The sequence below is a fragment of the Pseudomonas sp. UBA6310 genome, from assembly GCF_002438225.1.
Classification (GTDB): Bacteria; Pseudomonadota; Gammaproteobacteria; order Pseudomonadales; family Pseudomonadaceae; genus Pseudomonas_O; species Pseudomonas_O kuykendallii.
On record NZ_DJTK01000084.1, the window covers coordinates 45,410 to 58,019 of the forward strand.

Consider the following 12,610-nt stretch of genomic DNA (forward strand, 5'->3'; position numbering starts at 1 on the left):
GAATCGCCTCGAGCCCCGCCCCATGCCCGCGCAACTCAAACGCCGCCTGTTCGTTTTTCTGCTCCTCGTCGCCCTCGTGGTCGGCGCCTTCTTAGCCCACTGGTGGTTGGTCGGCCGTTTCCACGAACACACCGACAACGCCTACGTTCAAGGCGAGATCACCCGTATTTCCAGCCAGGTGAGCGCGCGGGTGGTGGAAGTGCTGGTCGACGACAACCAGCAGGTGAACAAGGGCGATCTGCTGATTCGCCTGGAGCCGGACGACTTCCAGCTGGCCCTGGAACGCGCCCGCGCCACCCTCGCCACGCGCGAGGCCGAACGCGCGCAAGCGCAGAGCCGGCTGACCCAGCAGGCCAGCCTGATCGCCGCCAGCGAGGCGGACGTCGCCGCCAGCCAGGCGACGCTCGGGCGGACGCAGGTCGACCTGTCGCGCGCGCAGGCCCTGCGCAAACCCGGCTACGTCTCCGAGGAGCGCGTCACCACGCTGTCCGCCGACAGCCGCGTGGCACGCTCGCAGATGGCCAAGGCGCAGGCGGACCTCGCCGGGCAACGCCAGCAGGTGGAAGCCCTGAACGCCGACCTCAAGCGCCTCGACGCACAGATCGCCAGCGCCCGCGCCGACCTCGCCCAGGCCGAACTGAACCTCACGCGCACCGAAATCCACGCCCCGGTCTCCGGGCTGGTCGGCCAGCGCAGCGCCCGCGCCGGGCAATACACCCAGGTCGGCAGTCACCTGCTGGCGCTGGTGCCGGACGAGGCGATCTGGGTTCAGGCCAATTTCAAGGAAACCCAGATCGGCAAGATGGCGCCGGGACAGAAGGCCGAACTGACCTTCGACAGCTTCCCCGACGCGCCCATCGAAGGTCGCCTGCAGAGCCTGTTCGCCGCCTCCGGCGCGCAGTTCAGCCTGCTGCCGCCGGACAACGCCACCGGCAACTTCACCAAGGTGGTGCAGCGCATCCCGGTGAAGATCGCCATTCCCGCCGACAACCCGCTCAAGGGCCGCATCCGTCCGGGCATGTCGGTGGACGTCGACGTCAGCCTCCAGGCCGCCGAATAGCGTGGCCGGCGATCAACTGATCCGGCCGACCGGCGAGCCCAGCCGGCGCGACTGGATCGCCGTGATGAGCGCCATGCTCGGCGCCTTCATGGCGGTGCTCGACATCCAGATCACCAACTCCTCGCTCAAGGACATCCAGGGCGCGCTGTCCGCCACGCTGGAGGAAGGCTCGTGGATTTCCACCTCCTACCTGGTGGCGGAAATCATCATGATTCCGCTCACCGCCTGGCTGGTGCAGCTGCTCTCGGCGCGCCGGCTGGCGGTGTGGGTGTCGCTGGGTTTCCTCGCCTCGTCGCTGCTCTGCTCGATGGCCTGGAACCTGGAGAGCATGATCGTCTTCCGCGCGCTGCAGGGCTTCACCGGCGGCGCGCTGATTCCCCTGGCCTTCACCCTCACGCTGATCAAGCTGCCCGAACACCACCGGGCCAAGGGCATGGCGCTGTTCGCCATCACCGCCACCTTCGCGCCCTCCATCGGCCCGACGCTGGGCGGCTGGCTGACCGAGAACTGGGGCTGGGAATACATCTTCTACATCAACGTACCGCCCGGCTTGCTGATGATCGCCGGGTTGCTCTACGGGCTGGAGAAGAAGGCGCCGCACTGGGAGCTGCTGAAGACCAGCGACTACGCGGGCATCGTTACCCTGGCCATCGGCCTCGGCTGCCTGCAGGTGTTTCTCGAGGAAGGCCACCGCAAGGACTGGCTGGAGTCCTCGCTGATCGTCGGCCTGGGCTCCACCGCGCTGGTCAGCCTGATCCTGTTCGTCATCCTGCAGGTGTCCCGCCCGCATCCGCTGATCAACCTCGGCATCCTGCGCGAGCGCAACTTCGGCCTGACCAGCATCGCCAGCCTCGGCATGGGCCTGGGGCTCTACGGGTCGATCTACCTGCTGCCGCTGTACCTGGCGCAGATCCAGAACTACAACGCGCTGCAGATCGGCGAAGTGATCATGTGGATGGGGTTGCCGCAGCTGGTGCTGATTCCCTTCGTGCCCAAGCTGATGAAGGTGATCCCGCCGAAGCTGCTGTGCGCCGCCGGTTTCGCCCTGTTCGGTTTCTCCAGCTTCGCCTCGGGCGCCCTCAGCCCGGACTTCGCCGGCGCCCAGTTCCACCCGATCCAGATCATTCGCGCCCTCGGCCAGCCGATGATCATGGTGACCATCTCGCTGATCGCCACCGCCTACATCCAGCCGCAGGACGCCGGCTCGGCCTCCAGCCTGTTCAACATCCTGCGCAACCTCGGCGGTGCGATCGGCATCGCCCTGCTCGCCACCCTGCTGGACAGCCGCACCAAGGTCTACTTCGACTACCTGCGTGAGGCCGTGGTGCCGAGCAACCCGCAGGTCGCCGAACGCCTGAACCTGCTGACCGGGCAACTCGGCAACGAAACCGCGGCGCTGGGCAAGCTTAACGAGATCGTCCACCAGCAGGCGGCGATCATGGCCTACAACGACGCCTTCCACTGCGTGGGCATCGCGCTGGGCATCAGCATGATCGCGGTGCTGCTGACCCGCGCCCTGCCCAAGGGAATCCAGGGCGGCGGCGGGCATTGAGCCTCGCCAACGCGGGTTGCACCCGCCCTACCCTTGCACCGATTTCCAAACCAGGCCGTAGGGTGGGCTTCAGCCCACCGAATACGATGTTTGGGTGAAGGCGGTGGGCTGAAGCCCACCCTACGTGCTGCACCGGGCTGTCGTGGAGCGGTTGAAACCCGCGAAACACCGCGGAATACGCATCGAAACGCGGGTTGCACCCGCCCTACGCTTGAGCCGATTTCCAAACCAAGCCGTAGGGTGGGCTTCAGCCCACCGAATACGATTGTTTTGGGTGCAGGCGGTGGGCTGAAGCCCACCCTACGTGCTGTCGTGGAGCGGTTGAAACCCGCGAAACAGCGCGCGCAATACGCATCGAAACGCGGGCTGCACCCGCCCTACGCTTGAGCCGATTTCCAAACCAAGCCGTAGGGTGGGCTTCAGCCCACCGAATACGATGTTTGGGTGAAGGCGGTGGGCTGACGCCCACCCTACACGCGGCACCGGGCTGTCGTGGAGCGGTTGAAACCCGCGAAACAGCGCGCGCAATAAGCATCGAAACGCGGGTTGCACCCGCCCTACGCTTGAGCCGATTTCCAAACCAAGCCGTAGGGTGGGCTTCAGCCCACCGAATACGGGGTGCAGGCGCTGGGCTGAAGCCCAACCTACACGCTGCTGCGGATCAGACCTGCAGCAGGCGCTCGCGCAGCTTGTGGATCTCGTCGCGCATCTGCGCGGCGGCTTCGAATTCGAGATCGCGGGCGAGCTGCATCATCTTTTCCTCCAGCGTGCGGATGCGCTTGTTGATCTCGCTCGGTGAGCGCAGCTCGTTCTCGTAGCGCGCGCTTTCCTCCGCGGCCTTGGCTTCGCCGCGACGCTTCTTGCTGCGCGATCCCGGCACCGTGGCGCCCTCGAGGATGTCCTGAACGTCCTTGGTCACCCCGCGCGGGACGATGCCGTTGGCTTCGTTGAAGGCAATCTGCTTGTTGCGTCGACGCTCGGTCTCGTCGATGGCGCGCTGCATCGAGCCGGTGACGTTGTCGGCGTAGAGAATCGCCCGGCCGTTGAGGTTGCGCGCGGCGCGGCCGATGGTCTGGATCAGCGAGCGCTCGGAACGCAGGAAGCCTTCCTTGTCGGCGTCGAGGATCGCCACCAGCGACACCTCGGGCATGTCCAGACCCTCGCGCAGCAGGTTGATCCCCACCAGCACGTCGAAGGTGCCGATGCGCAGGTCGCGGATGATCTCCACGCGCTCCACGGTGTCGATGTCCGAGTGCAGGTAGCGCACCCGCACGCCGTGGTCGGCGAGGTAGTCGGTGAGGTCTTCGGCCATCCGCTTGGTCAGGGTGGTGACCAGCACGCGCTCGCCGATGGCGACGTTCCTGGTGATCTCCGAAAGCAGGTCGTCGACCTGGGTGGTCGCCTTGCGGATCTCGATCTGCGGGTCGACCAGCCCGGTCGGCCGCACCACCTGCTCGATCACCCGCCCGGCATGCTCCGCCTCGTAAGGCCCGGGCGTGGCGGACACGAAGATGGTCTGCGGGCTGATCGCCTCCCACTCGTCGAAGCGCAGCGGCCGGTTGTCCAGCGCCGACGGCAGGCGGAAGCCGTATTCGACCAGGGTTTCCTTGCGCGAGCGGTCGCCTTTGTACATGGCGCCGACCTGCGGCACGCTGACGTGGGACTCGTCGATCACCAGCAGCGCGTCGGCCGGCAGGTAGTCGAAAAGGGTCGGCGGCGCCTCGCCGGGACCTCGCCCGGAGAGGTAGCGCGAGTAGTTTTCGATGCCGTTGCAGTAGCCCAGCTCGAGGATCATCTCCAAGTCGAAGCGCGTGCGCTGTTCCAGCCGTTGCGCCTCCACCAGCTTGTGGTTCTCGCGCAGGTAATCCAGGCGCTGCTTGAGCTCGGCCTTGATGTTCTCCACCGCGCCCAGCAGCGTGTCACGCGGCGTGGCGTAGTGGGTCTTGGGGAAGAAGGTGAAGCGCGCCAGCTTGCGGATCACCTCGCCGGTCAGCGGATCGAAGGCCGACAGGCTCTCCACCTCGTCGTCGAACAGCTCGATGCGCACCGCCTCGAGGTCCGATTCCGCCGGGAACACGTCGATCACGTCGCCGCGCACGCGGAAGGTGGCGCGGGCGAAGTCCATCTCGTTGCGCGTGTACTGCAGCTCGGTGAGCCGGCGCAGCAGCTCGCGCTGGTCGAGTTTGTCGCCGCGGTCGACGTGCAGGACCATCTTCAGGTAGGTCTCGGGGCTGCCCAGGCCGTAGATGCACGACACCGTGGTGACGATGATCGCGTCGGAACGCTGGATCAGCGCCTTGGTCGCCGACAGGCGCATCTGCTCGATGTGGTCGTTGATCGACGAATCCTTCTCGATGTAGGTGTCCGACGACGGGACGTAGGCCTCGGGCTGGTAGTAGTCGTAGTAGGAAACGAAGTATTCCACCGCGTTGTTCGGGAAGAACGCCTTGAACTCGCCATACAGCTGCGCGGCCAGGGTCTTGTTCGGCGCCAGCACCATGGTCGGTCGCTTCACCTGGGCGATCACGTTGGCGATGCTGAACGTCTTGCCGGAGCCGGTCACTCCGAGCAGGGTCTGGTGCGACAGACCGGCCTCGATGCCTTCGACCATCTGTCGGATTGCCTCGGGCTGGTCGCCAGCGGGCTGAAAGCGGGTAACCAGTTGGAACTCGGACATGTGGACCTCGAAGCGGGTGGAAGCGAAACGCGCGAAGGTGACGACGATCACCCCGTAGCGGGAAATTTCCCCGATAACGGCCGTCGATGATATCGCGGGTAGCGGACTCGGCCGCTATAATACCGCCCCGTTTGCGCCTTCCTCAGCGCCTGACGGCAAGGGGGCGCACCTACTATCGCCCTCTTCCCTTCGAGCTCCCCGACCATGAGTTTGTTCTCCGCTGTAGAAATGGCACCGCGCGACCCGATCCTCGGCCTGAACGAGGCGTTCAACGCGGACACCCGAAGCACCAAGGTCAACCTCGGTGTCGGCGTCTACACCAACGAAGAGGGACGAATTCCGCTGCTGCGCGCCGTCGCCGAAGCGGAGAAGGCCCGCATCGCCGCCCACGCGCCGCGTGGCTACCTGCCGATCGACGGCATCGCCGCCTACGACAAGGCCGTGCAGAAGATGCTCTTCGGCGCCGACTCCGCCCTGTTCGCCGAAGGCCGCGTGGTCACCGCCCAGGCCCTCGGCGGCACCGGCGCGCTGAAGGTCGGCGCCGACTTCATCAAGCGCCTGCTGCCCGACGCCGTGGTGGCGATCAGCGACCCTAGCTGGGAAAACCACCGCGCGCTGTTCGAATCCGCCGGTTTCCCGGTGCAGAACTACAGCTACTACGATGCCGCCAGCCATGGCGTCGACCGCGCCGGCCTGCTCGCCGACCTGAAGGCCCTGCCGGCCCGTTCGGTCGTCGTGCTGCACGCCTGCTGCCACAACCCGACCGGCGTCGACCTGCAGCTGGAAGACTGGAAAGCCGTGCTCGAGGTGCTGCGCGAGCGCGAGCACGTGCCCTTCCTCGACATCGCCTACCAGGGCTTCGGCGACGGCATCGACCAGGACGCCGAAGCCGTGCGCCTGTTCGCCGAGTCCGGCCTGGCGTTCTTCGTCTCCAGCTCCTTCTCGAAATCCTTCTCGCTGTACGGCGAGCGCGTCGGCGCGCTGTCCATCGTCACCGGCACGAAGGACGAAGCCGCACGCGTGCTCTCGCAGCTCAAGCGGGTGATCCGCACCAACTACTCCAACCCGCCGACCCACGGCGCCAGCGTCGTCGCCGCCGTGCTCGACAGCCCCGAGCTGCGCGCCCTGTGGGAAGAGGAACTGGGCGAGATGCGCGAACGTATCCGCGGCATGCGCGTGGCACTGGTCGATCAGCTGGGTGCCCTGGGCGCCACGCGCGACTTCAGCTTCGTCGCCCGCCAGCGCGGCATGTTCTCCTACTCCGGCTTAACCAGCGAGCAGGTCGAGCGCCTGCGCAGCGAGTTCGGCATCTACGCCGTCGGCACCGGGCGCATCTGCGTCGCCGCCCTCAACCACGGCAACCTCGGCGCCGTGACCCAGGCCATCGCCAAGGTCCTCTGAAGCGTCGCCGGCAGCCCGCGCACGCGCGCCGGCAGCCCGCGCACGCGCGCCGGCTGCCGGCCGACTCAATCATCGCCCGGCGCTTTGCAGTAGTTGACTTCTTCTTCGTAATCAGTAGGATGCGCGTCGTTGTTCCGCGATAGCTCAGTCGGTAGAGCAAATGACTGTTAATCATTGGGTCCCTGGTTCGAGTCCAGGTCGCGGAGCCAAATTCAAAAGCCTCGGTTAATACCGGGGCTTTTTTATTGCCTGAATCTGGACGCTCACCAGGGACTGCGTCCCAGGTTATTCGCTGACGCTCACCCCTTCGGGGCCGCGCTGAACCGCGTTCGGCTGACGCCGTCGAGTCCAGGTCGCGGAGCCAAATTCAAAAGCCTCGGTTAATACCGGGGCTTTTTTATTGCCTGAATCTGGACCCTCACCAAGGACTGCGTCCCAGGTTATTCGCTGACGCTCACCCCTTCGGGGCCGCGCTGAAGCGCGTTCGGCTGATGCCGTCGAGTCCAGGTCGCGGAGCCAAATTCAAAAGCCTCGGTTAATACCGGGGCTTTTTTGTGCTCGTGGGAAATCTACTGAAGCGTGCTTTGCTCCCCTCTCCCATTCATGGGAGAGGGGCCGGGGGTGAGGGCTGCGGAAACACACGAAGCCCAAGCGACCACACGCTGCCCATCCGACCGGCCAAACGAAAAAAGCCCCGGGCACCACGCCCAGGGCTTTTCCTTTACCGCTACACCTTCACAGCGTGATCCGCGTCCCCAGCACCTCGAGAAACTTCGCCAGCCACGCCGGGTGGGCGGGCCAGGCCGGGGCGCTGACCAGGTTGCCCTGTACGTGGGCCTGGTCCACCGGGATGTCGATGTACTCGCCGCCCGCCAGGCGCACTTCCGGCGCGCAGGCCGGATAGGCGCTGCAGGCGCGGCCCTCGAGCACGCCGGCGGCGGCGAGTAGCTGGGCGCCGTGGCAGACGGCGGCGATCGGCTTCGTCGCGGCGTCGAAGGCGCGCACCAGCTCCAGCACCTTGGCGTTCAAGCGCAGGTATTCAGGCGCACGGCCACCGGGGATCACCAGTGCGTCGTAATCCTCGGCGCGCACGGAGGCGAAATCCGCATTCAGCGCAAACAGGTGACCGGGCTTCTCGCTGTAGGTCTGGTCGCCCTCGAAATCGTGGATCGCGGTGCGCACGGTCTGCCCAGCCTTCTTGTCCGGGCAGACCGCGTGGACGCTGTGGCCGACCATGGTCAGCGCCTGGAACGGCACCATGGTCTCGTAATCTTCGACGTAATCGCCGACCAGCATGAGGATCTTCTTGGCAGCCATGAGCTTTCTCCTGAAGGGTTGAACAGCAGCGCTACCAGCCTAGTTGGCGAACGGCCGATCCGCGCGTTTTGGATCATCGAAGCGGGTTCAGCGGCGCCGGTCGAGAAGATTCACCACCAGCCGGTCGATCCAGCCCCAGAGCCGCTGGTAGAGCCGCTTGAGCAGTGGTCGCGCCCGCCAGTCCTCGAGGGTGATCTCGCGGCTCTCGGCGAAATCGGCGATGAAGCACTCCTCGGCCTCGCGGGTCAGCGTGCGGTCGAAGGTCTCCACATTGGCTTCGAGGTTCCAGCGCAGGTTCCAGTGATCGAAATTGCATGAACCGACGCTGACCCAGCCGTCCACCAGCACCAGTTTCATGTGCAGGAAACGCGGCTGGTACTCGAAGATGCGCACCCCCGCGCGCAGCAGCCGCGCGTAGTAGCGCTGGCCGGCGAAGCGGATCGGCGGATGGTCGGTGTTGCGACTGGTCAGCAGCAGGCGCACATCGACGCCACGACGCGCGGCTTTCATCAGCAGGCGACGGACTTTCCAGGTCGGCAGGAAGTACGGGGTCGCCAGCCAGATGCGTTCCCTGGACTGGTTGAGGCTGCGGATCAGCGCGCGGAGGATGTCCCGATGCTGGCGCGCCGCGGCGTAGGCCACGCGGCCCATCCCATCGCCGAGGCTCGGGCTGGGCGGAATGCGCGCGGGCTGCAGCGGGTCGCTCGGCCACCAGAAGCGGCGCTCGCCGCAGCGGGCCCACTGGTAGGCGAACAACGCCCGCCAGTCCTGCATCAGCGGGCCTTCGATCTCCACCATCACCTCATGCCAGGGCAGTTCCGCGATGTCCGGGTTCCAGAACTCGTCGGTGGCGCCGGTGCCGCCGACGAACGCCAGGTGCTCGTCCACCAGCAGCAGCTTGCGGTGATCGCGAAACAGGTTGCGCACGCCGCGCTGCCAGCGCAGCGGGTTGTAAAGGCGCAGCTCGATGCCGGCCGCCTCGATCTGCGCACGGGCCGCATTGCCCAGTTTCAGGCTGCCGAAGCCGTCGAACAGACAGCGCACCCGGACACCGCGCGCCGCCGCACCGACCAAGGCCTCGATCAGCCGCTGCACGCACACGCCGTCCTCGACCAGATACAGCTCGAGGTCGACACGGGTTTGCGCCGCGGCGATGACCTCCAGCATGCGCGGGAAAAAGACCGGCCCGTCGACCAGCAGGGCGAAACGGTTGCCGCCGCGCCAGGGGAATACCGCGCCGTCCTGCATCACGCTGGATGCGCTGCCGCGACGGGACTGGCCGGGTTGGAACGGGAAAACGACGGGCGCATGCAAATTCCTGTTTCGGTGCGCGGAACAACGGTTACAGGCGGCGGCCGGAGGTGCACCGCATCAGGGGTGCCACTGGAAGGTGAGCACCGCGAACACCGGTACTTCCGGGGTGATATCGGGGACCGCGGAAATCTCCTTGAGACGCTGCAGCCCCTCGACCAGATCGAAGTCTACGGCCTTGAGCAGGACCGGCTCCAGCGTGCTGATCTGCATATTGTGCTCGCCGATGCGGCTGACCAGAACCTCGGCCTTCAGCCGGCGTTCCTGGCCATGCAGGCTGAGCTTGAATTCGATGGTGTCGATCTTCGAGGTGCCGACCGCGAGGGCTTCCCAGGTCGCCAGGTCGACCTGGCTGCTGACCTGCGCGTCGCTGAACCGGGCGATCTGGAACAGGTCATTGCGCATGCGTTCGTCACGCAGCGCCAGACCACTGTCGAGACCGCTGAACGGCACCATGATGCGCACACCGCCCTGCGCATCGACCACGCCGGTGAGACCGGTGAAACGCTGCACCTCGGCGCTGTCGCCGCGCTTCACCGAGACGAAGCTGATCCGCGAGTAGTCGGTCTGCAGTTGCCAGTCGGCCATCGCCAACGGGCTGAGGAAGAGCGCGAGCAAGAGCGTCAGACAGCGCATGGAACCTCCGCGAGGCGGCCGCCACACCGCCTGCCCAGGTGACGCGACCATCCGTGATTCGTTGATCTCGGCCGCCATGGGCTGACGCCGGAAAACGGCGCCGACAGACGACGGAACGCCCGGCGCGGGCGCAGCGGCCTGCCGCCGAACGCAGGTATAGGCAGGGCAATGCGCCGCGGAGTTCCCCGCTGCCTTTGCATGGCAACGGGAAATCGCGCGATCGACGGAGGGGAATGACGCGAGGTGCGGCGCTACTTCGGAATGCGGTAGTCGTTCGGGCCCATGAGGTCGATGCCGCATTCGAGTTTCTCGATCCAGTCGAGGAACGCACCGACCATCGCCTTGCCGACGAAGGGCTGGCCGTGCTGCGGAACGATCATTTCCAGGTCCGGAATGCCGCGCACCATCTGCGCCCAGAGCTTGCAGGCCTTGTTGCTGGCCATGTAGCGGCGATGGAAACCTTCCATGTGCGGCACGTGGGCGGCGAAGTCCCGCACCGGGCTGGCGTCGTCGACCATCGAGGCGCCCATGTCGCCGGAGAAGAGGATCTTGCTTACCGGATCGTAGATCTGGAAGTTTCCCACCGAGTGCAGGAAATGCGCCGGCACCGCCTTCAGCAGGCTGCGCCCCAGCGGGACCGCCTGGCCGGCGTCGGGCAGCGCGATGATCCGGTCGTAGGTGGAAATGCCGTGGCTGATGGCCAGGTAGTTGGCCGTCAGGTGCGGCAGGAAGCGCGCCCAGAGCTTGGAGCAGATCACCTTGGCGCGGGTGTGCAGCAGCCACTTGTCCAGCGAGGCGATGATGTCCGGGTCTTGGTGCGAGGCGAAGATGTAGGTGAGTTCCTGCAGATCGATGCGCTTGGAGAGTTCCAGCGACAGCGGCGTGTAGGTCAGATCGCCGCCCGGATCGAGCAGCAGGTACTGTTCGTGATCGGTGATCAGGAACTGGTTGGACTGGACGCCGTCTCCCGTGACGAGATCGTCGAACATCATGCATTGGTGGGTGCCGTTGTCGAACAGCACAATGGGTTCGCGTCGCATGGAAACCTCGTCGTAGAGTGCGCCGCGACCTTAACCGGCGTGACGCTTTGCCCTACTGACTTGTGTCAAGCCGCGTGCCACGGGGCTTTCGACGCCGGGACTCAAGCGACGAAAACGCCTCGTGTCGGGTCGACCGCGTGCGGCAAGCTCTGAATCACCGTTCGTAAGCCTGAGGTAATCTTGCGCGCAAAATTAATAGCAGTCTGCCATCACGCCCTGTAGTCTGTGCCCATGCGCTGGGGCATTGCACCCGCCTGGAGCCGCACATCCCAAGGAAGGGGAATCGCACCACTACCCCCGAGTCGGATGACGCCACCGATGACACGTCGCAACCTGGCACTCCTGCTGGCATTCGCCAGCTTCAGCACCGTCGTATCGGCAGGCGGCCTGGTGGCGGGCGCGCTCAACATCGGCATTACCCTGCAGGCCAGCTGTGAAGTCGGCGCCTGGGTCACGAAGGACGGTTACCAGGTGCAAAACCACGACTGCGCGGGCGCCAGCCGTTTCCGCGTGATGCAGCAGGTGGGCAGCAACCGCAGCGCCTTCGATCTGCAGCCCCGGTCCACCCTCACCCTCGCGGCCGACAAGACGCCGACCGTCGTCACCCTCTACTGGTAGCGCGCCGGCTCAGTAGCTGACCGTCAACACCACGTTATCGATGTAGGTTCCCACGGGCACGTTGGCCTGGGTCGGGTCGATGATCGCCTTGAATTCGAAGCTCTGGCTGCTGCCCGTTCCCACCGCGGGAAAGGGCGCCGCGGTATTCACCACGGTGACGCCGTCCGGCCGGTAGATGTTGTAGCGCAGACGGTTCGCCCCGCTGGCCAGTTGTCGCCACGGCGCCTGGTAGTTCTGGCCGTTGCCGAAGCCCAGGGTGAAGCCTTCGGTGTTGGTACAGCGGACCACCACGGTCTGGGTGCGCTGGGCGAACTGCGATACCAGCGCCTGGGCGCCGAAGTCCACCGCCGCCAGCGTGCTGAGCTGGCAGGCCTTGGTGACGACCAGCTTGACGCTGATCTGGGCCAGTGCGCCGGTTCCCCAGTTGGTCGGCGTGCAGTTGAGCACGCAGGCCGTTCCAGTTGGCTGGACCACTCCGGGACTGGTGTCCCAGGTGCAAAGGTTGAGCACGCCGGACGGGCAGATCGCCCAGTACCAGCGCACCGAGACGGTCCCGGTGTAAGTGCCGGCCGGCACGTTGGCGCCGAGCTGGGTGCGCGCATAGAGCGGCACGCTGATGCCCGATCCACCGATGGCCAGGAGGTTGGTGGCGCCGAGGGTGAGGGTCTGCCCGGCGAGCATGGCCTGGGTATAGCCGCTGTCGGAGTACAGGGTGAAGGGCACGCTGCCACCCTGGTCGCCGGTTAGCACCAGCGTGTTGCTGAGCAGGGTGACGCGCAGGTAGGCACCGGTCACCAGTTGCAGCGACCCGCTGCAGGTCAGCCCGCCCGCCCCCGCTGCCTGCGAGGTGGTGGTTGGCAGGGTGAGCGAACTGGTGGTTCCCAGGTTGATGTCCGAGGTCGTGGTGTTGCAGGCCGTGGCCTGTTGCAGCGTCACGCCCATCAGCAGAAGGATCGATAGCAGCCAGCGGCAAGGGGGGGAAACTCTGTTCATGGCGC

The 12,610-nt window shown here is 65.9% G+C and carries 10 protein-coding genes and 1 tRNA gene; 5 read left to right on the forward strand and 6 right to left on the reverse strand.

Annotated elements, in window-relative coordinates; translation table 11 throughout:
- Positions 1-22: 22 nt before the first annotated feature.
- Both B3E91_RS21400 and B3E91_RS21405 read left to right on the forward strand, forming a co-directional pair.
- Positions 23-1,060 carry an HlyD family secretion protein gene (locus B3E91_RS21400; RefSeq protein WP_287031288.1) on the forward strand — a complete coding sequence of 346 codons (1,038 nt, stop codon included), beginning with the start codon at positions 23-25 and terminating at the stop codon, positions 1,058-1,060.
- Positions 1,061-1,121: 61 nt separating this feature from the next.
- Positions 1,122-2,612 carry an MDR family MFS transporter gene (locus B3E91_RS21405; RefSeq protein WP_287031298.1) on the forward strand — a complete coding sequence of 497 codons (1,491 nt, stop codon included), beginning with the start codon at positions 1,122-1,124 and terminating at the stop codon, positions 2,610-2,612.
- Between the two features lie 661 nt (positions 2,613-3,273).
- On the opposite strand, the gene uvrB is transcribed toward B3E91_RS21405, so the two are convergent.
- Positions 3,274-5,289, reverse strand: a complete 2,016-nt coding sequence (gene uvrB / locus B3E91_RS21410; protein WP_273231489.1) for an excinuclease ABC subunit UvrB — start codon at positions 5,287-5,289, stop codon at positions 3,274-3,276.
- 204 nt (positions 5,290-5,493) lie between these two features.
- Between uvrB and B3E91_RS21415 the strand changes: the two genes are divergently transcribed.
- Both B3E91_RS21415 and B3E91_RS21420 read left to right on the forward strand, forming a co-directional pair.
- On the forward strand, positions 5,494-6,690 hold the full coding sequence (locus tag B3E91_RS21415; RefSeq protein WP_287031289.1) for an amino acid aminotransferase: 1,197 nt from the start codon (positions 5,494-5,496) through the stop codon (positions 6,688-6,690).
- Positions 6,691-6,823: 133 nt separating this feature from the next.
- Positions 6,824-6,899: transfer RNA gene (locus B3E91_RS21420), tRNA-Asn, on the forward strand.
- A gap of 526 nt (positions 6,900-7,425) precedes the next feature.
- On the opposite strand, the gene B3E91_RS21425 is transcribed toward B3E91_RS21420, so the two are convergent.
- From B3E91_RS21425 to B3E91_RS21440, 4 genes are all read right to left on the reverse strand, one after another.
- The gene (locus tag B3E91_RS21425) at positions 7,426-8,007 is read right to left on the reverse strand and encodes a DJ-1/PfpI family protein (RefSeq protein WP_287031290.1); all 582 of its coding nucleotides are present in this window, start codon (positions 8,005-8,007) and stop codon (positions 7,426-7,428) included.
- A gap of 87 nt (positions 8,008-8,094) precedes the next feature.
- Entirely contained in the window at positions 8,095-9,255 is a 1,161-nt protein-coding gene (locus B3E91_RS21430; RefSeq protein WP_273231497.1) for a phospholipase D-like domain-containing protein, read from the reverse strand.
- Positions 9,256-9,378: 123 nt separating this feature from the next.
- A complete protein-coding gene (locus B3E91_RS21435; RefSeq protein WP_287031291.1) occupies positions 9,379-9,954 on the reverse strand; it encodes a YceI family protein in 576 nt (191 codons plus the stop codon).
- Positions 9,955-10,205: 251 nt separating this feature from the next.
- A complete protein-coding gene (locus tag B3E91_RS21440; RefSeq protein ID WP_287031292.1) occupies positions 10,206-10,994 on the reverse strand; it encodes an MBL fold metallo-hydrolase in 789 nt (262 codons plus the stop codon).
- A 318-nt stretch (positions 10,995-11,312) separates the two neighbouring features.
- Between B3E91_RS21440 and B3E91_RS21445 the strand changes: the two genes are divergently transcribed.
- Entirely contained in the window at positions 11,313-11,612 is a 300-nt protein-coding gene (locus B3E91_RS21445) for a hypothetical protein (protein ID WP_287031294.1), read from the forward strand.
- Positions 11,613-11,621: 9 nt separating this feature from the next.
- Here the strand turns inward: B3E91_RS21445 and B3E91_RS21450 are convergent.
- The coding region (locus B3E91_RS21450; protein ID WP_287031295.1) for a Csu type fimbrial protein at positions 11,622-12,610 on the reverse strand (989 nt) is incomplete at its 5' end.

Coding starts and splice junctions, on each gene's coding strand:
- B3E91_RS21430 (WP_273231497.1), bottom strand. CDS start 9,255: ATGCAGGACGGCGCGGTATTCCCCTGGCGCGGCGGCAACCGTTTCGCC.
- uvrB (WP_273231489.1), bottom strand. CDS start 5,289: ATGTCCGAGTTCCAACTGGTTACCCGCTTTCAGCCCGCTGGCGACCAG.
- B3E91_RS21445 (WP_287031294.1), top strand. CDS start 11,313: ATGACACGTCGCAACCTGGCACTCCTGCTGGCATTCGCCAGCTTCAGC.
- B3E91_RS21400 (WP_287031288.1), top strand. CDS start 23: ATGCCCGCGCAACTCAAACGCCGCCTGTTCGTTTTTCTGCTCCTCGTC.
- B3E91_RS21440 (WP_287031292.1), bottom strand. CDS start 10,994: ATGCGACGCGAACCCATTGTGCTGTTCGACAACGGCACCCACCAATGC.
- B3E91_RS21425 (WP_287031290.1), bottom strand. CDS start 8,007: ATGGCTGCCAAGAAGATCCTCATGCTGGTCGGCGATTACGTCGAAGAT.
- B3E91_RS21415 (WP_287031289.1), top strand. CDS start 5,494: ATGAGTTTGTTCTCCGCTGTAGAAATGGCACCGCGCGACCCGATCCTC.
- B3E91_RS21435 (WP_287031291.1), bottom strand. CDS start 9,954: ATGCGCTGTCTGACGCTCTTGCTCGCGCTCTTCCTCAGCCCGTTGGCG.